The sequence below is a fragment of the Alphaproteobacteria bacterium LSUCC0719 genome (assembly GCA_040839025.1).
Taxonomy (GTDB): Bacteria; Pseudomonadota; Alphaproteobacteria; order Puniceispirillales; family Puniceispirillaceae; genus UBA8309.
This window is the reverse complement of sequence record JBFPJN010000004.1, coordinates 49,142-64,855: the sequence shown is the minus strand read 5'-3', so window position 1 is coordinate 64,855 and position 15,714 is coordinate 49,142. Positions and strand designations below refer to the sequence as shown.

Here is a 15,714-nt window from a genome sequence, read left to right as displayed (position 1 = left end):
GAGGCGTTTTTTAGCTGTGTGCTGTCAAAGGGTATTTTTGATGCCGGCGGCGCGGCGTCAGGGCTGGTCTGTTGCCAGCATCAGCTCGCCACCAACGCCGATCCGGTGTCCGATGGCAAAGAATTTCTTTGGATCGATGGATTTGTCGCCAAGCCGGATTTCATAGTGAAGATGCGCGCCTTGAACGCGCCCCGTGCGACCCATCTTGCCGATCACGGTGCCATTGACCACATCGGCTCCCTTGCGAATGGTGATCTTGGCAAGATGTGCATAGGTGGTAACAAAACCGTAGGCATGCCTGATCTGGACGACATTGCCGAACGACCCCTTGCGACCCGCATAAATGACCGTTCCGGGGGCTGGCGCATGGACAGTTTCCTGCCAGGTGCCGGCAAGGTCGATGCCGTGATGGAATCTCTTGGTCTCCAGCACCGGGTGGCGGCGCAACCCGTAATTGCTGGAAATGTAGAAATACAGCATCGGCGGCTTCAGCGGCACCTTGCGAAGCAGCGACCGGTGATCCTCGACGGCCATCGCAAGCCCGGCGAAATCGGCAGTTTCAATGAATCTGTCGAGGGATTCCAGTTCTGGCAGCTCGTCGGTTGGCAAGCCGATATCCGAAAGGCTCTGGCGAATGCCCCGAACCTCGCGTGCCATCGAGCGCAACAGCTTGTATTGGCGGCTCGCATCCGTCACCACGGGAAGGTTGCTTTCCGGGTTGAAGGGAACAAGCCCGGCCTCTTCCTGTTCAGGGGGCGCCGTCGGTGCCGGTGTTGTCATTGCGATGACTTCGACTTCACCGTCAGCAACCGGACCATTCGGTCTGAGGAATGACATGATATCGGGAATCTGCAAACCGGTCCTCGCAGCGGCCAGATCGGTGTCGGAATCGGTGACCGGCAGGTCGCCTGCCGGCGGCACCGGAATCAATCCTTCCGGCTCTGCGTAATTGTCCGCCAGTGCCATTTCGCCAATGACGGCTGTGTCACCGGTTGCCCGACCGGCTCCCTGACCGGGTTCCGGGCGGGGCGCCGTGCCAGGCGGCATCATTGCTGAATATGGTGGCAGGGTCACGCTGTCCGTTGCCGCCGAGGATGGGGGCCAGGGAGTCGTTGGCACGGGTCCGGTCGCCATCGCCAGCATGGTCGGCGCGCTATCCATGTCCGGAACGACGGGCGCAATCAGCGGCGGTGCCGCGGCTGCCAGTGCCGGCACCTCATCTGCTCTGGTCGTGCGCGACTCAAGCGTATGTGTGGTGTCGATGATCAATGGCGGGGCGCTTGCCTCGGCGGCGGTGATGGATTCGTTGCGCACCACCTCAACCGACTTGAAGCCGACAAACAATGTTGTCGCACCGATGACCGTTGTCCCGACAACCCCGATAAAGCCGATGCCAAGGATCAATGACGGTTTGAGGATGATTTCGACAGGGCCCTTTCGGGTGAGGAACAGAAAGCGGGTTTCCTGAAGCAGCCAGTTCTGCCGCCGCACGACCATTGGACGGTCAGGGCTGTTGCTTCGCAGCACTGGCGGAGCAAGGCGTTGGAAAAGTTGCTTCAGGATCTTGGGCATTACCTATCCAAGCTTTAGCCAGATGATGGCAATCAGACAGACATTGGTCGCAAGCTGCGAGGCGACGAGGAACAGCAGCAGCTTGTTGATGCTCTGGTTGCGGACATGCAACTGGAAAGACGGCAATTGCAGCGCATCGTCAAGTGCGCTTTTTGTCCGCCGCATCGTTTCCGCATCCGGCGCGGCTGTTACGACTTCCTGCGCCACCGCTGCCGATGCCACCGTAACCCCCGGCACCGAAAACTCGGCAATCTCGCCGGCTGGCTGGGACGGAATAACCACGCTCTGCTCATCGGTCAGCGCCGATGAGACCTCGTTGCGCATGTCCTCGATACGTTTGCGAATGTCGATTACATCTTCAGCCATCAGCGAATTCCGGATTTCATTTAACTTTTTATCCGATCCGTCGTTTACCGAGATAGGCAAAGGTCGGAAAAGATCTTACAAATCCGTTAACGACAATATGCGAATTTTGTTACCTTTCCATTAGTGATTTGGTGAAGAAATATGGTCAGATTTTTTTTCGACGTGATTACAGGAGGATGCCATGTTTGACCGTGACAAAAAGAACGGTCCTGCTGCTGGCGAAGCATCGCTGATCGACACGGACATGCGAATCACCGGCAGCGTGACATCGGTTGGCGACATTGTTCTGGCCGGTAGCGTGGACGGCGAAATCAAATGTCGAAATCTGATTGTTGAAGACAGGGCCGTCCTGACTGGCACGATCGAGGCAGAGGAAACGATTGTTTCCGGAAAGGTGAATGGCGAGGTCAATGCCGACACGCTGCGCATCACCAATACGGGCGTCTTTGACGGGGTCATCAAGACAAGGGGTATCGAGGTCGAGAATGGCGCGCATGTGACGGCCAAGTTCCGCAAGCGCCGCCGTTAGCACCGAATAAACGGGGCCAGCATTGGCTGAATGAATTTACAGGGCTATCGCCTGGCTGGTCATGGCCTGGCAAGAAGGGAGACAGATATGGACAGGAGCAGAGCGATCATCGGGGCCGATGCCAAGTTCGTCGGAACCATTTCGAACATCAAGTCGATCGAGATCGAAGGCACCGTCGAGGCTGATTTGACAGCTGAAAAACTGTCGATCGCAGCGACGGGAAAGTTTACCGGACAGGTGACAAGCGACCTTGTCGTGATCGGCGGGTCGTATGACGGCATCATGCAGGCCGGCAGCATCTGGGCCACCGAAACGGCACAGATTGCTGGTGAAATTCACTATCAGAGCCTGCAGATGGACCGCGGCGCGGCGCTGAACTGCCGGGTTGTTCATAACTGGCAGGAGCCGGCAGTTGCCCCGGTTGAAGAGGCGGCACCGGCAGAGGATGTCGCCGAAGAGTAATCATTCTGGTCTGGCGCGGCGGTCCGGCAGGTTCAGGTTGAATATCCGGACGGCACGCGAAGCAGGTCGAGCGCAGATAGAGAGGGTCAGGTTGGCGATATCGGCCGGAACCCAAGCGAAGGACACAAGGACATGAGTACAGCAACGACGATTATCGAAGGCATGGTGATGGAGGGCAAGCTGGACGCGGGCGAGGCTCCGGTCCTGATTGCTGGCCATTTTACCGGGGAATTGAATGCCGTGGAGGTCATTCTGGACCCGACCGGCGTGTTCAACGGGCAGATCAATGCAAGGCGCGTCGAACTGTCCGGGAATTTCAACGGCAAGCTTGTCACTGATGAGCTGACGGTGGGGTCCACCGCAGTCATTGATGGTGACCTGAAAAGCAACGCTCTGGTCATCGAGCTTGGCGCCGAAGTGTCCGGTACCATCGGTCGCAAGTCCTGATCCCGTGTTTCAGGTCGGCATGCGGCGCCGGCGGATAGCCGCATAAGGCCTGTCAGACAGCGTCAAATCCGGCCAGCTGGCTGTGCATGCTGGCAATGAAACGGTCGACCGCCGCCGATGCCACGCGTTCGCTTCTGATCGCGGCATGGCCAAGCACCACAGGTGGCACATCCCCGGCAATCTGCACAAGCTCACCCGCCAGATTGGTATTCTTCAGCACATAGCGCGGCACCGCCGCAAGATGATCGCCAAGCCTCAGCAGCGACAGGATCATGTTGGACGGCAGTTCATTTGCCTGCAGCGCGTCACTGACACCAAGCTTGCGCAGCAACCTGTCCGTCGCGTCCCTGATCCCCGTGCCGGGCTGATGCAAGGCCCACCGTGCATTGTCCAGATCCTCGGTGGTGACAAGGCTGCGCCCGGCAAGCGGGTGATAGCGCGAGGCAAGTATCACAACCTGACTGTCAAACAACGGTGTGACCAGGCTTGCCGGCACCTGCGAGGCGATCTCGGGCGGACCCAGCACCACATCCACCATCCCATCGCGAAGCATCTCGGCAAGAAGACCGCTATGCGCCTGCCGCATATCCAGCCGAATGGCCGGATTGTCGCGTGCGAAATCGGCAACAGGCTGGGCAAGGGCATGGAGGCTCAGTGTCGGTGTGCATCCAACCCGCAATTCGGCTTCGTAACCGCGCTTCAATGTATCTGTCAGCGCGCTGATCCGGCGTTCCGCCAGAACGATGGCATTGGCTTCTTCAAGGATCCGTGCGCCAAGCGTTGTCGGGATGATCCCCTGGCGCGAGCGCACCATCAACTCGAACCCCAGTCGCCCTTCCATCAGCTTCATGTTACGGGTCAATGCCGGCTGTGTCAGACCAAGCGTACCGGCGGCGCGGGTAAAGGACCCTGTGCGGATAATCTCGTGAAACTGCAGAAGATGGCGGGGGTCGACGGAACGCATGTCGCACCATATCAAAAGCTGATGAGAAAGGTGAAGCAAATAACGCCAGACTATCGGTTTTCGAGGGCTGGCGCCAACGCTGGCAGCATGGCACTCTGCCAGTGACAAAGGCGGCAACCCGACATCGCGCAGGAGGTGGATCATGGCCGGCTACAAGGTAATGGGCCGGTCGGTGACCGGATCCTTTTTTGTTGAATGCCTGCTTCGTGAGGCCGGCATGGATTATGATTTCATTCATGTCTCGCGCACAGCCAGCAAGTCGGAGGACTTCATTGCCATAAATCCGCTGGCGCGAGTGCCTGTGCTGGTGCTTCCGGATGGCCGGAATATCATCGAGACGGTCGCCATTTTCATTCATCTGGTTGAAATGTTTCCAACGCTGGCTCCACCGGCCGGCACGGCCGAGCGCGATCTGATGTGGCAGCATCTGTCGGTCATGGCGACAAGCCTGTATCCGGCGATGCACCGGTATCATCACACCTATTATTACGCTCCCGAGGAGATGTTTGACGGCGTCCGTGACATGGCAATTGCCGATGCTGACAGGTGGTGGGACTATCTGGAAAGCCAGCTTGACCCTTTCCTTGGCGGCGCGGCGCCACTGGCGGCCGATTTCTATCTGTTCATGATGACCGGATGGACCCCGGACCGCGAGCGCATGCTGGCCGGGCGACCGCGGCTTGCCAGCTTCATCGACCAGATGCGCGGGCATCCGAGCGTTGATGCCGTAACCCGCAGCCACAAACGTCCTGCTGACAGCTGATATTCACCACCCGACAGGAGCCTTCCTTCCATGATTCAATCGCTCGTCTTTGACAAGGACGGGGTCATTCTGGACCTCGTTGAAACCTGGTTTCCCGTTGTTGAAAAGCTGGTTGATTACACTTTGAGCCGGATCCCGGCGACCAGTCAGAGTGCCGTGACCCGCACAGGGCTGCTGGCCGCCGTGGGGGTGGACGAGGCAAGCGGCCATATCGATCCGATGGGGCTGTTCGCAATGGGGTCACTGACCGAAATCAGGGCGGTCTGGCAGTCGCTTATGCCACCGGGTTCCATCGATCTGCAGAATGACGAAAACTATCATCTGGAGGTCGGGCGGCTGGTCAATGACCATGTCCACGGCAATACGGTGCCGAAGGGCGATGTGGTGACGCCGCTGAAGGCACTTGCGGATTTTGGGTTCCAGCTTGCCATCCTGACAAATGACAGCGAGGAATCGGCCCGCCGGAGCCTGGGCGAGCTGGGAATCGAGTCGCTGTTTCATCCCATCATCGGCGCTGATTCAGGGCATGGCGGCAAACCGGAACCGCATGGGTTGCTGCATTGCCTTTCCGTTCACGGCACCGACCCGTCACGGGCGCTGATGATCGGCGATACCGGGGCCGATTTCGGTGCCGCGGTGAATGCCCGCGTCGCCGATTTCATTTGCATCGCCGACGATCCACAATATCGTCCACACGAGGATGTGAAGGTCGAGAACGTGATTCCAAGGCTGACAGACCTTCCAGACCTGCTGGTCCGGCGCGGCGTTATGCGATAGCCTGCAGAGGGCCATATTTCAGGGCCACATTTCAGGGCCGGCAATCACGCCTGCAAGGAGACATCGGACGAATGGAATTCAGGGGTATCTACACACCCGCAATCACACCGCTGGCGCCCGATATGTCGATCGACTGGGATGGCTTTGCCGCCATCCTCGAACATCTAATCGCAACCGGTGTCCACGGGATCGTGATTGGTGGCACGACGGGTGAATATTACGCGCATTCAACCGAGGAGCGCCTTGAAACGCTTCGCCGGGCAAAGGACATCGTGGCTGGCCGGGTTGCGCTGATTGGCGGTACAGGCGCTGTCAGAACCGAAGAATCCGTGGATCTGGCTGTGGCCATTCGCGATATGGGCTATGACGCGCTGCTGGTGACAACGCCGCCCTATGCCCAGCCGACCCCGCGCGAGAACGCGCTTCATGCGCTGGCCATCGACCGCGCGGCGAACCTGCCGATCATGCTGTATAATTATCCGGGCCGGATGGCCGCCGAGATGAGCGGGGAATATCTCGATCGCGTCGGCCGCAGCCCCAATTTCTGTGCCATCAAGGAAAGCTCGGGTGACATCAACAGGGTTCACATGCTGGCCCGCGACTATCCCCATATCCAGATGAGCTGTGGGATGGATGATCAGGCGCTGGAATTCTTTGCCTGGGGGTCGCAATCATGGGTCTGCGCCGGGTCGAACTTTGCGCCCGAGGCGCATCTGGCGCTGTGGCAGACCTGTGTTGTCGAGGGGAATTTTGCGCGTGGCCGGCGCATCATGTCGGCCATGCTGCCACTGATGCGCACCCTGGAACAGGGCGGCAAGTTTCTGCAGTGCATCAAATATGGCTGTGCTGTTCGCGGGCTGCCCGCCGGCCCGCCGCGGGCACCCCTGCGCGATCTGAACAAGGATGAAAAACGCAGCCTGGCGCAGGTGATTGCGGTGATGAACCGTACCATCGACGGGCTGATGAATGAGGCGCAAGACGCCAGAGGAGGCATCTGATGTCCGAGCTGCTGACCCATGATGAATACCGTACCATCGCCGCCGGGCTGACACCCCCGACCACCGCCTTTGTCGATGGGGCATTCCGGCGCGCCGGCAGCGGTGCCACCTTTGACACCATAAATCCGGCAACGGGCGAGGTGCTGGCCGCGGTGGCGGCCTGTGATGCAACGGATGTCGATTTCGCTGTCGGCAAGGCCCGTGAGGCGTTTGACGAGGGGCGCTGGCGCTGCCTGCATCCGTCCGCGCGCAAGCAGGTATTGATCCGGCTGGCAAAGCTGATCCGCCGCAACCGGCATGAACTTGCGGTTCTTGAATCGCTTGATTCCGGAAAGCCTGTCCGCGATTGCGCCGAAATCGACCTTCCCGAAACCATCAATACGCTGATCTGGCATGCCGAGGCGATCGACAAGCTGTATGACCAGACGGCACCGGTTGGCGAGGACGCGCTGGCGCTTGTCGTGCGCGAACCGATCGGCGTTGTCGGGGCCATCCTCCCCTGGAATTTCCCGCTTTTGATGATGGCGTGGAAAATCGGGCCGGCCCTGGCGGCTGGCTGTTCGGTGATCGTCAAGCCGGCGGAACAGACCTCGCTGACGGCGCTTCGTGTTGCCGAACTGGCGATGGAGGCCGGAGTGCCGAACGGGGTGCTGAATGTCGTTACCGGAACCGGCCCGGACGCAGGTGCGCCGATAGGCCTTCACCCGGATGTCGATATGGTGTCCTTTACCGGATCAACCGAGACCGGACGACGCTTCCTGCGCTATGCCGCCGATTCCAATCTGAAGAAGGTGGTTCTGGAATGTGGTGGCAAGAACCCGGCCATTGTCATGGATGATGCCGAAAATCTGGACCTTGTCGCCGAACATCTGGCGAATGGCGCTTTCTGGAACATGGGCGAGAATTGTTCGGCCACGTCGCGCCTGATTGTTCATGAGGATGTCCGCGACGCCCTGTTGCCAAAGCTTCTGGCCAGGGTGCGCGACTGGCGGATGGGCGACCCGCTGGACCCGACAAACCATCTTGGCTGCCTGATCGATGGTGACCATTGCGCCAAGGTCAGCGGTTATCTTGCCGCTGCCGGCAAGGATGTGACAAAGCTCGTCGGTGGTGAGGTCGAGGGCAATTTTGTCAGCCCGACAATCCTTGACCGGGTCGCGCCGGACAGTGCGCTGGCCACCGAGGAAATTTTCGGGCCCGTCCTGTCGGTGATTACGGTCAAAAGTCTTGATGAAGCCATTGCCATCGCCAATGACAGTGTTTACGGGCTTGCCGCCTCGGTGTTCACGGCGAATGCGGCACGGGCGCTGCGGGCGGCGCGGGCCATTCGTGCCGGAACGGTGACTGTGAACTGCTATGGCGAAGGCGATCTTACCACGCCCTTCGGCGGCTACAGGCAATCTGGATTTGGTGGCCGTGACAACGGCCTTCACGCGCACGACCAATATTGCGAGATCAAGACGATCTGGGTTGACCTTTCGGACAGGCAGCCGGAAGAGGGTGTCGATGGCTGACCGCACGCCGACAAGCTGGCATAGCCACATCTATTTCGACGCCGACAGCCATTCCGGGGCCGAGATGCTTGTGGCCGGATTGCAGCGCGCCTTTGGCGATGCGGCGCCAATTACCTATGGCAGATGGCATCACAAGCCGGTCGGCCCGCATCCCGATTTCAGCATCCAGCTGGAATATCCGCATGATCTGTTTGCCGATGTGATGGCGTTTCTGGCGGTAAGGCGCAATGGCCTGACCATTTTCACCCATCCAAACACCGGCGAGGACAGGGCGTCGGAACTTCGCGACCACCGTGACCACGCCATCTGGATGGGGGCGGTGCGACCGTTGAAATTGTCGCTGTTTGGCGGCGAAGACCAGATATAGGACTGATTTGCCGCGTCGGTTTGGCGTTGTTTTCGGTGCGGTGTGGGTCTGCAGCGCTTTGCTGGCGGCCTTCAGGCCTCGGAGGTTGCCTCGAGCAGTGCCTTTGCCGGTCCGATGCGGGGGTAGAGTTCCTCATCCTCGGGCGTTTTAGGCTTGAAGTTCCCCATGATCAGTTCCTGCTTGGCGATCGAGAAGATCTTCGAATAGGTCAGGTAATGCGCGATGATCTGGTCGATTTCCTTGGAAACCTTGGCCGCGTCGGGCTGGAAGATATATTCGCGCTCGATGCCGGCCCTGATCTGCTGTCCGGTCTGGCTTTTCACACCGAACAATGTCTTTTCCAGCTGCTGTTGTTTGGCAATCGTGGTCGATTTCAGTTCCAGCATGGCGTTCGTCGACAATGGCGGCAACGGCACTGTCACCTTGCTTGCCGCCGGGTCGTGATGCACCGTCTCAAAGCCCTTGTCGTTCCTGATAATCTCGATCAGCTGTCGCGTCACTTCCTGGTTCAGCGAGATGATTTCAAGCCGGTCCATAAAGGCCGACACCTCGATATAGTCCAGAAGACGGCGGCTTTTATTTTCCAGCATGACACGGTCCGCATGAAGCATGGTCCGGTATTCGTCATGCGAACCCAGATCCTTCAGCTCCTTGACATAGCTGACAAAGCGGTCCCGTGCCCGCGATTCAAAGGAATCACTGTAGCTCCGCAGATCGGCGGTTTCGGTGAACAGGAAATCGACAAGGTTTTTTTCGTCCATCGCTGGAAAACACATGCAGTTACTTACAAAACACTATGACGATAAAAATCTTGAAATAAATGTTCAAGATCTATTATGCCGCACAGAGTTTCAGGCCTGTCGCGATAGCGCGCTGTTGTATTCAGGCCGGTGACAACTGCCAGCGCAGATCGCAACTTCAGGCCAGAGGGGTTCCGGACAAGGGGATGCAAGTGACATGGATGCAAGTGACATGGATGTAGGGGACATGAAGGTGATGGTCATTGGGGCCGGGCATGCTGGCGTGGCCTTCGCCGATGCCATATGGCGGCACGACTTTGATCTGAAGGCATTTGTCGCAGACAAACCGGTTGCCTGAACGGGTTCTTCGCGGGCACTCTCATCACCCCTGATCAACCGGGAGCCACAAAGATGCATTACGCCGGACGAACAACCTCGAACCAGCCAACGCGCGTCGACATGCGAAGCGATACGGTGACAAAGCCGACCGCGGAAATGCGGGCCGCGATGATGGCGGCCGATGTTGGTGATGATGTCTATGGCGATGATCCGACGGTGCAGGCACTGCAGGAAAAGGCGGCGGCGCTTCTTGGCAAGGAAGCCGCGCTGTTCATGTCCAGCGGAACGCAGGGCAATCTCTGTGCGATGCTGGCACATTGCCAGCGTGGCGAGGAAATTCTGACCGGCATCGATTATCATGTCTTTGTTGACGAGGCTGGCGGTGCCTCGGTGCTTGGCGGCATCATGTTCGCCCCCATGCAGACAGGTCCAGACGGCGCTATTGAGCCTGCCGATATCGATCGCACCATCAAGCCGGATGATGAACATTGCGCCGTGTCGCGCCTGCTGACGCTGGAAAATACCTGGCATGGAAAGGTCGTGCCGCTTGCCAGAATCAACGCGGCGGCGAAACGTGCCCGCGATCACGGGCTTGTCGTGCATTTCGATGGTGCCAGACTGATGAATGCCTGTGTGAAGCTCGGCGTCGCGCCGCCTGAAATGCTGGCCGAGGTTGATTCGGTGTCATTGTGTCTGTCAAAGGGTCTTGGTGCCCCTGCCGGCACGATCCTTGCCGGATCGCGGGAGATGATCAGAAAGGCCCACCGGGTGCGCAAGCTTGTTGGTGGCGGGATGCGTCAGATCGGCATTCTGGCGGCGGCCGGCATCTATGCACTTGACCATCATGTCGACAGGCTTGCCGAAGATCACGACAACGCCATGCGGCTTGCCGAAAGGCTGGCCGGTATCGCCCGGATTTCGGTCGATCCTGACAAGGTCGAGACGAACATGGTTTTTGCCACGCTTCCCGATGGCGCCGCCGCACCGCTTCAGGCCTATCTTCGTGACCGTGGCATTCTGATCAATCGTGGCGAGCCGCAGATCCGTCTTGTCACGCATCTTGACTGCCGCGCTGATGAAATTGACCTGTTTGTCGAGGAGGTTCAGGCCTTTTTTGCCTGAACGGCGCTACGCAGCGACGCAATAGGGACATAAATCGGATGCCGGAGCAGCAAACTGCATTCGGCAGGTTATTCCCGCGACAGCTTTGCAAGGAGTGTCAGCATGTCGATTACGCTTTCGCTTGGTCCCCGGGTTCGCAAAAGCCCCTATTTTGAATCAGCGCGTGCGGCAGGTCTCGCCGCCGCAAGCGTCTATAATCACATGTACATGCCCACAGGCTATGGTGATCCTGCCGCCGAATATGACCGGTTGGTCAATGGTGTGGCGATGTGGGATGTCGCGGTCGAACGGCAGGTTGCCCTGAAGGGGCCGGATGCGCTGGCGCTGGCGCGTTATCTGACGCCGCGCAATCTTGACGGGCTGGTCATCGGTCAGGGCAAATATGCCCCGCTGTGCAATTTTGACGGCGTGCTGATCAATGATCCGGTGTTGCTCCAGGTCAGCGATGATGAAATCTGGCTGTCCATTGCCGACAGCGATATCAAACTCTGGGCCGCTGCCATCGCCGGCGTGCGGGGGATGGATGTCGCGGTGTTCGAGCCCGATGTGTCGCCATTGGCAATCCAGGGGCCAAAAGCCCAGGATGTTGTCGCCTCGCTTTGCGGCGACTGGGTGCGCGATCTTCGCTATTTCGGGTTCAGATCATGCGACATTGACGGCATCCCGATGATTGTTGCCCGGTCTGGCTGGTCAAAGCAGGGCGGTTTCGAGCTGTACCTGCAGGATGGCAGCCGCGGTGATGATCTGTGGGCCATCGTTGCCGAAGCCGGCAAGCCATATGGCATCGGCCCCGGCACCCCGAACTATATTGAACGTGTGGAAAGCGGCCTTGTATCCTATGGCGCTGATACCGATGACGACTCGAATCCCTTCGAGCTTGGTCTTGGCCGGTTTGTCGATATTGACCAGCCGAACGATTTCGCCGGCAAGCAAGCGCTTCGCAAACTTCGCGATGCCGGGGTAAAGCGGCGCTTTATGGGGTTGATCATCGACGGCGATCCGTTCACCGGCACCAATGAATCAAGGTGGCGACTGTCATGGGCTGACGGTGCCTATGCCGGCTATGCCAGCGCCTCGGCCTACTCACCGCGTGTGGGGTCGAACATCGCCGTTGCCATGGTCAACAGCGAGGTCATAGATGCGTCCGCGCCGGTCACGGTTCATACCGGCGCAGACGATCTTGGTTCAAGAGTTGTCGAACTGCCTATCATCTAGGCCGGCCGACACAGGTGCTGATACAGTTCAAGATCAGTCGACAACGGCCAGATTGACAGCAGCCATCTTGCCATTGCGCTGTTCGGCCAGCTCGTAGGATACGCGTTGACCTTCGTTCAACCCGGTCAGCCCGGAATTCTGGACGGCGGTGATGTGAACAAACACGTCATTGCCTTCATCATCCGGATTAATAAAGCCATACCCTTTCTGGGTGTTGAACCATTTCACGGTGCCTTGTGACATTCCAATAGTCTCCTTTAGTCACGCCCCGCCGTCATGAGCGTTACATCCTTACTTGCTGACATGAGGCACCTGCTTGCACGGTAACCAGAACCCACATCGTCTACGGCCTTTCTATCAAGAATTTTTCAGTCGCCGATGTCAATGCGGCGCCATGCGGCAAATGGCGCGCCCTGAGCGTGTTGTGCCAGGCTTCCATGAGGCCGGTCTGTTGTCATGATAAAAAAAATCCGGCCACCGATGGGGTGGCCGGATCTACGCTCTGTCTGTCGGCATTGTCCGCCGTTGTGAACGGCGCTGCTGATGGCCTAATCGGCCACCCGCGCTGTCACGATCTGGTCCGGAGATGCCGGCGGTTCGCCCGGTGTGATGTTGTAGATATTTTCCATGCCGCGCTCGACCTGGCCCCACACGGTATACTGACCGGTGAGATGGCCGCATCCCTCGAAACAGATGAAGAACTGGCTGTCGGCTGAATTCGGGTTCATCGACCGGGCCATGCCAACCGTGCCCACCTTGTATTCATAGTCGCTGAATTCGGCATCCAGATTCTGGCCCGAGCCGCCCATACCGGTGCCCTGCGGGTCGCCGGTCTGGGCCATGAAACCGGGAATGACGCGGTGAAAGATGATGCCGTCATAAAATCCGCTATTGGCAAGTTCGGTGATCCGCGCGACATGGTTTGGCGCAAGGTCGGGAAGAAGTTTGATTTCAACCTGACCTTTTGTGGTGTCGAGTATGAGGGTTGATCCGGAATCGGATGAGGCTTGTGTGGTCATGGTTAAAAAACTGGCTCCAAGTAAGGTCAGAATAAGATGTCGCATGTGAGGTTTCCTGGCCCGGGCTGGGTATGATGATGATGACAGGATGTCTAGAACAGCGCGTCGATCTGTTCGTCCGACAGGTTGCCCGGCACAACGGTGATTGGCACCCGGCAATTTGCCGCGCCCTTGGCCATCATGAAAGTGATCAGCGGGCCGGCGGTCTCTGACTGGGTGTCCGCGCCAAGAACAAGAAGGCTGATCTGGGTTTCTTCGTTGATAAGGGAAAGAAGCTGTTCGCGCACATCGCCCTCGCGGACGTAAAGCACAGGCATTTCGCCGGTCAGCTGCTTGGCATAGGACGCGTGAATGGCCATGTTGGCCTCGGCTTCCTCGCGTGCTTCGGCCCGCATCAGTTCACCGACGCCAGCCCAATATTCGAATTCCGTCGGGGCAATGCAATACATCAGGCCAACCTTGCCGCCAATGGTCTTGGCGCGGCCACATGCAAAGCGCAGCGCGTGGTGCATCTCCTCGGAATCATCGACAACAACAAGGAAAAGGGGGTCTTTTTTTGCCATTGATCCGCTCTCCTGATTTCAGTTCCGTCTGGAATAGTTGTAAGTCTGTTCGCTGGATTATTTGCGCCGAAACGCCACAGCGGCAAGCCACCCGGACGCCACCGCAAAAATGATCGCGAAAATTCCGTATAGCGCGGAATATTCATGAGCAAAGCGGTAGATCAGCGCGCTCAGGCCGGCCTTCCTTACATTCATATCGGTCACGCGTTCGCTCAATGCAACGCCATCGCGAAAATGAAGCACCCTCACATTATACGCGCCTGTAGGAATATTGCTTGGCAGCGAAAGGCTTGCGCGGAACAGCATGTCCTGCTGGGTGGTGATCGAGGAGGGAAGAACCTGCCAGAGACCATTTGCCTCCATATTCCGGCGCAGGTCGTTCTGCTGGTCGGCGTTGCCGGCAACAGCAGGGCCGGATGCCTTGCCGGTGCCACCCCCGTGGCCATTGCCGGACTCTTCGTTCCCGGCGATGAATGTCAACCCGCCGGAAAGCGGGCCGACAGCGGCATTGCCAAGGGATGCGTCGTCAGCGATGGCGGGCAGAGTGTCGGTCGCGAAGACGTGATAGAAACTTGGCGCGTTCTGCCAGATTTTCGTTTCCACATTAACCCAGATCCCGGCGCGTTTCGCCTTGCGCCGCTGGACGATATCGGTTTCCGGGCCGCGCACGATCAGGATGATGTTGTCGCCCGGCTTGCCTTCATAGGCACCAAACAGCAACAGCTCGGTGCCATGATACCCGCTGGTGATGTCGACCAAGCTGTCGGACAGATCCGCCACGATCTGCTTTGGTGCTGCACTGGCGGTTCCCGCTGCAAACATCGTCAGCCCGATGATTGTGACAGCTGTTTTCCGGATCATTCTCTGCCACCCTGTCATCGCAGCAACTCCACCGACAGCAGATCTTCCGGTCGCACGACAAGGTCGTAGCCAATCTTGGCGCATACGGCCAGGACCATCAGTGCCAGCAGGCCGCGAAGCTGTTCACCGCGAAGCAGGGCACCGGCCCGGCTGCCAAACTGGGCGCCAATGACCGCACCAAACAGCAGCAACCCGGCAAGCAGGAAGTCGACTGTCTGTGTCTGGATAGACTGAAGCAGGGTCACGTTGGCGGTCACGAAGATGATCTGGAACAGCGATGTTCCGACAACCACCGAGGTCGGCATGCCGAGAAGATAGATCATGGCCGGCACCATGATGAACCCGCCGCCAACACCCATGATGGCGGCCAGGATGCCGACAAAAGCGCCGATGCCAAGCGGCAGAAGGGCGCTGATATAGAGTTTTGAGCGCCTGAAACGCATTTTCAGGGGCAGCCCGTGCAACCAGTTATGCTGATGCAGCTTGCCACGCACCGCGCCGGGCTTGCGTGAACGGATGATGGTACGAAGGCTTTCCGTCAGCATCAGCGCGCCGATGATGCCAAGGAACACCACATAGGACAGCTGAATGACCAGATCGATCTGACCGATGTCACGAAGGAATGAAAACAGCGCAACGCCAAGCGTAGAGCCAATCATACCGCCAATCATCAGGATCGCGCCCATTTTGAAATCGACATTGCCACGCCGCATATGCGCCAGCACGCCGGACACCGACGAGGCGACGATCTGGTTGGCTTCGGTGGCCACGGCAACCGCCGGCGGGATGCCAAAAAAGATCAGCAGTGGCGTCATCAGAAAGCCGCCACCGACCCCGAACAGGCCTGACAGGAAGCCGACGCCACCGCCCAGTCCGATGATGATCCCGATATGCATCGAAACTTCGGCGATTGGTAAATAAATATACATGGTGTGTGGCCGAAAGGGGCAGGGCTGACAACAGCGGTGAACAATTTCGATAATGGATATCAGATGTGTGGGTCAATGTCGCCTGTGAATGCGACCCCGAATGTTCAACACCGGAATTCTGCCGCTATCAGGCGCGCCCATGGCACGGTTGATCTTGGTGATGTCCA

20 protein-coding genes are annotated in these 15,714 nt (G+C 58.5%); 11 read left to right on the top strand and 9 right to left on the bottom strand.

What is annotated here, in order from left to right; genetic code table 11:
* Positions 1–57 precede the first annotated feature (57 nt).
* Positions 58–1,572 carry a peptidoglycan DD-metalloendopeptidase family protein gene (locus AB3X55_08865; GenBank protein MEX0503691.1) on the bottom strand — a complete coding sequence of 505 codons (1,515 nt, stop codon included), beginning with the start codon at positions 1,570–1,572 and terminating at the stop codon, positions 58–60.
* A gap of 3 nt (positions 1,573–1,575) precedes the next feature.
* Positions 1,576–1,938 (bottom strand): hypothetical protein, encoded by a 363-nt coding sequence (locus AB3X55_08860; GenBank protein ID MEX0503690.1) that lies wholly within the window; start codon positions 1,936–1,938, stop codon positions 1,576–1,578.
* A gap of 181 nt (positions 1,939–2,119) precedes the next feature.
* Here AB3X55_08860 and AB3X55_08855 point away from each other — a divergent pair, with 181 nt between their 5' ends.
* The 3 genes from AB3X55_08855 (at position 2,120) to AB3X55_08845 (ending at position 3,376) form a co-directional block, all read left to right on the top strand.
* Positions 2,120–2,467 (top strand): polymer-forming cytoskeletal protein, encoded by a 348-nt coding sequence (locus AB3X55_08855; protein ID MEX0503689.1) that lies wholly within the window; start codon positions 2,120–2,122, stop codon positions 2,465–2,467.
* An 87-nt stretch (positions 2,468–2,554) separates the two neighbouring features.
* Positions 2,555–2,929 carry a polymer-forming cytoskeletal protein gene (locus tag AB3X55_08850; protein ID MEX0503688.1) on the top strand — a complete coding sequence of 125 codons (375 nt, stop codon included), beginning with the start codon at positions 2,555–2,557 and terminating at the stop codon, positions 2,927–2,929.
* Between the two features lie 132 nt (positions 2,930–3,061).
* A complete protein-coding gene (locus tag AB3X55_08845; GenBank protein MEX0503687.1) occupies positions 3,062–3,376 on the top strand; it encodes a polymer-forming cytoskeletal protein in 315 nt (104 codons plus the stop codon).
* 52 nt (positions 3,377–3,428) lie between these two features.
* Here the strand turns inward: AB3X55_08845 and AB3X55_08840 are convergent, their stop codons facing one another.
* Entirely contained in the window at positions 3,429–4,340 is a 912-nt protein-coding gene (locus tag AB3X55_08840; protein MEX0503686.1) for a LysR family transcriptional regulator, read from the bottom strand.
* A 142-nt stretch (positions 4,341–4,482) separates the two neighbouring features.
* On the opposite strand from AB3X55_08840, the gene AB3X55_08835 reads away from it, so the two are divergent.
* The 5 genes from AB3X55_08835 to AB3X55_08815 all read left to right on the top strand — a co-directional run bounded on the left by AB3X55_08835 (position 4,483) and on the right by AB3X55_08815 (position 8,759).
* Positions 4,483–5,103 (top strand): glutathione S-transferase family protein, encoded by a 621-nt coding sequence (locus AB3X55_08835; protein MEX0503685.1) that lies wholly within the window; start codon positions 4,483–4,485, stop codon positions 5,101–5,103.
* A 30-nt stretch (positions 5,104–5,133) separates the two neighbouring features.
* Positions 5,134–5,880, top strand: coding sequence for an HAD family hydrolase (locus AB3X55_08830; GenBank protein MEX0503684.1), 747 nt, complete (start codon positions 5,134–5,136; stop codon positions 5,878–5,880).
* A 71-nt stretch (positions 5,881–5,951) separates the two neighbouring features.
* A complete protein-coding gene (locus AB3X55_08825; GenBank protein ID MEX0503683.1) occupies positions 5,952–6,878 on the top strand; it encodes a dihydrodipicolinate synthase family protein in 927 nt (308 codons plus the stop codon).
* Positions 6,878–8,392 (top strand): aldehyde dehydrogenase, encoded by a 1,515-nt coding sequence (locus AB3X55_08820; protein ID MEX0503682.1) that lies wholly within the window; start codon positions 6,878–6,880, stop codon positions 8,390–8,392. The genes AB3X55_08825 and AB3X55_08820 overlap by 1 nt, the downstream gene beginning before the upstream one ends.
* Positions 8,385–8,759 (top strand): DOPA 4,5-dioxygenase family protein, encoded by a 375-nt coding sequence (locus tag AB3X55_08815; GenBank protein ID MEX0503681.1) that lies wholly within the window; start codon positions 8,385–8,387, stop codon positions 8,757–8,759. The genes AB3X55_08820 and AB3X55_08815 overlap by 8 nt, the downstream gene beginning before the upstream one ends.
* Positions 8,760–8,830: 71 nt before the next feature.
* Here AB3X55_08815 and AB3X55_08810 read toward each other — a convergent pair whose 3' ends face one another.
* On the bottom strand, positions 8,831–9,520 hold the full coding sequence (locus AB3X55_08810; protein MEX0503680.1) for a hypothetical protein: 690 nt from the start codon (positions 9,518–9,520) through the stop codon (positions 8,831–8,833).
* A 196-nt stretch (positions 9,521–9,716) separates the two neighbouring features.
* On the opposite strand from AB3X55_08810, the gene AB3X55_08805 reads away from it, so the two are divergent.
* The 3 genes from AB3X55_08805 to AB3X55_08795 all read left to right on the top strand — a co-directional run bounded on the left by AB3X55_08805 (position 9,717) and on the right by AB3X55_08795 (position 12,175).
* Positions 9,717–9,857, top strand: coding sequence for a hypothetical protein (locus tag AB3X55_08805; GenBank protein MEX0503679.1), 141 nt, complete (start codon positions 9,717–9,719; stop codon positions 9,855–9,857).
* A gap of 53 nt (positions 9,858–9,910) precedes the next feature.
* On the top strand, positions 9,911–10,960 hold the full coding sequence (ltaE, locus tag AB3X55_08800; protein ID MEX0503678.1) for a low-specificity L-threonine aldolase: 1,050 nt from the start codon (positions 9,911–9,913) through the stop codon (positions 10,958–10,960).
* A gap of 102 nt (positions 10,961–11,062) precedes the next feature.
* Positions 11,063–12,175, top strand: a complete 1,113-nt coding sequence (locus tag AB3X55_08795; protein MEX0503677.1) for a glycine cleavage T C-terminal barrel domain-containing protein — start codon at positions 11,063–11,065, stop codon at positions 12,173–12,175.
* A gap of 33 nt (positions 12,176–12,208) precedes the next feature.
* On the opposite strand, the gene AB3X55_08790 is transcribed toward AB3X55_08795, so the two are convergent.
* The 5 genes from AB3X55_08790 to AB3X55_08770 all read right to left on the bottom strand — a co-directional run bounded on the left by AB3X55_08790 (position 12,209) and on the right by AB3X55_08770 (position 15,547).
* Positions 12,209–12,418 carry a cold-shock protein gene (locus tag AB3X55_08790; GenBank protein MEX0503676.1) on the bottom strand — a complete coding sequence of 70 codons (210 nt, stop codon included), beginning with the start codon at positions 12,416–12,418 and terminating at the stop codon, positions 12,209–12,211.
* Between the two features lie 305 nt (positions 12,419–12,723).
* Entirely contained in the window at positions 12,724–13,194 is a 471-nt protein-coding gene (locus tag AB3X55_08785) for a peptidylprolyl isomerase (GenBank protein MEX0503675.1), read from the bottom strand.
* 92 nt (positions 13,195–13,286) lie between these two features.
* Entirely contained in the window at positions 13,287–13,757 is a 471-nt protein-coding gene (locus AB3X55_08780) for a universal stress protein (protein MEX0503674.1), read from the bottom strand.
* Positions 13,758–13,814: 57 nt separating this feature from the next.
* Entirely contained in the window at positions 13,815–14,618 is an 804-nt protein-coding gene (locus tag AB3X55_08775) for a TIGR02186 family protein (protein MEX0503673.1), read from the bottom strand.
* A 14-nt stretch (positions 14,619–14,632) separates the two neighbouring features.
* Positions 14,633–15,547 carry a sulfite exporter TauE/SafE family protein gene (locus tag AB3X55_08770; protein ID MEX0503672.1) on the bottom strand — a complete coding sequence of 305 codons (915 nt, stop codon included), beginning with the start codon at positions 15,545–15,547 and terminating at the stop codon, positions 14,633–14,635.
* Positions 15,548–15,714 lie beyond the last annotated feature (167 nt).

Bases quoted from the DNA above. Each gene is read 5' to 3' on its own strand.
- AB3X55_08775 (MEX0503673.1), bottom strand. From the start codon at position 14,618: ATGATCCGGAAAACAGCTGTCACAATCATCGGGCTGACGATGTTTGCA.
- AB3X55_08865 (MEX0503691.1), bottom strand. From the start codon at position 1,572: ATGCCCAAGATCCTGAAGCAACTTTTCCAACGCCTTGCTCCGCCAGTG.
- AB3X55_08810 (MEX0503680.1), bottom strand. From the start codon at position 9,520: ATGGACGAAAAAAACCTTGTCGATTTCCTGTTCACCGAAACCGCCGAT.
- AB3X55_08780 (MEX0503674.1), bottom strand. From the start codon at position 13,757: ATGGCAAAAAAAGACCCCCTTTTCCTTGTTGTTGTCGATGATTCCGAG.
- AB3X55_08785 (MEX0503675.1), bottom strand. From the start codon at position 13,194: ATGACCACACAAGCCTCATCCGATTCCGGATCAACCCTCATACTCGAC.
- AB3X55_08860 (MEX0503690.1), bottom strand. From the start codon at position 1,938: ATGGCTGAAGATGTAATCGACATTCGCAAACGTATCGAGGACATGCGC.
- AB3X55_08845 (MEX0503687.1), top strand. From the start codon at position 3,062: ATGAGTACAGCAACGACGATTATCGAAGGCATGGTGATGGAGGGCAAG.
- AB3X55_08805 (MEX0503679.1), top strand. From the start codon at position 9,717: ATGGATGCAAGTGACATGGATGTAGGGGACATGAAGGTGATGGTCATT.
- AB3X55_08830 (MEX0503684.1), top strand. From the start codon at position 5,134: ATGATTCAATCGCTCGTCTTTGACAAGGACGGGGTCATTCTGGACCTC.
- AB3X55_08770 (MEX0503672.1), bottom strand. From the start codon at position 15,547: ATGTATATTTATTTACCAATCGCCGAAGTTTCGATGCATATCGGGATC.
- AB3X55_08825 (MEX0503683.1), top strand. From the start codon at position 5,952: ATGGAATTCAGGGGTATCTACACACCCGCAATCACACCGCTGGCGCCC.
- ltaE (MEX0503678.1), top strand. From the start codon at position 9,911: ATGCATTACGCCGGACGAACAACCTCGAACCAGCCAACGCGCGTCGAC.
- AB3X55_08820 (MEX0503682.1), top strand. From the start codon at position 6,878: ATGTCCGAGCTGCTGACCCATGATGAATACCGTACCATCGCCGCCGGG.
- AB3X55_08850 (MEX0503688.1), top strand. From the start codon at position 2,555: ATGGACAGGAGCAGAGCGATCATCGGGGCCGATGCCAAGTTCGTCGGA.
- AB3X55_08795 (MEX0503677.1), top strand. From the start codon at position 11,063: ATGTCGATTACGCTTTCGCTTGGTCCCCGGGTTCGCAAAAGCCCCTAT.
- AB3X55_08835 (MEX0503685.1), top strand. From the start codon at position 4,483: ATGGCCGGCTACAAGGTAATGGGCCGGTCGGTGACCGGATCCTTTTTT.
- AB3X55_08815 (MEX0503681.1), top strand. From the start codon at position 8,385: ATGGCTGACCGCACGCCGACAAGCTGGCATAGCCACATCTATTTCGAC.
- AB3X55_08855 (MEX0503689.1), top strand. From the start codon at position 2,120: ATGTTTGACCGTGACAAAAAGAACGGTCCTGCTGCTGGCGAAGCATCG.
- AB3X55_08790 (MEX0503676.1), bottom strand. From the start codon at position 12,418: ATGTCACAAGGCACCGTGAAATGGTTCAACACCCAGAAAGGGTATGGC.
- AB3X55_08840 (MEX0503686.1), bottom strand. From the start codon at position 4,340: ATGCGTTCCGTCGACCCCCGCCATCTTCTGCAGTTTCACGAGATTATC.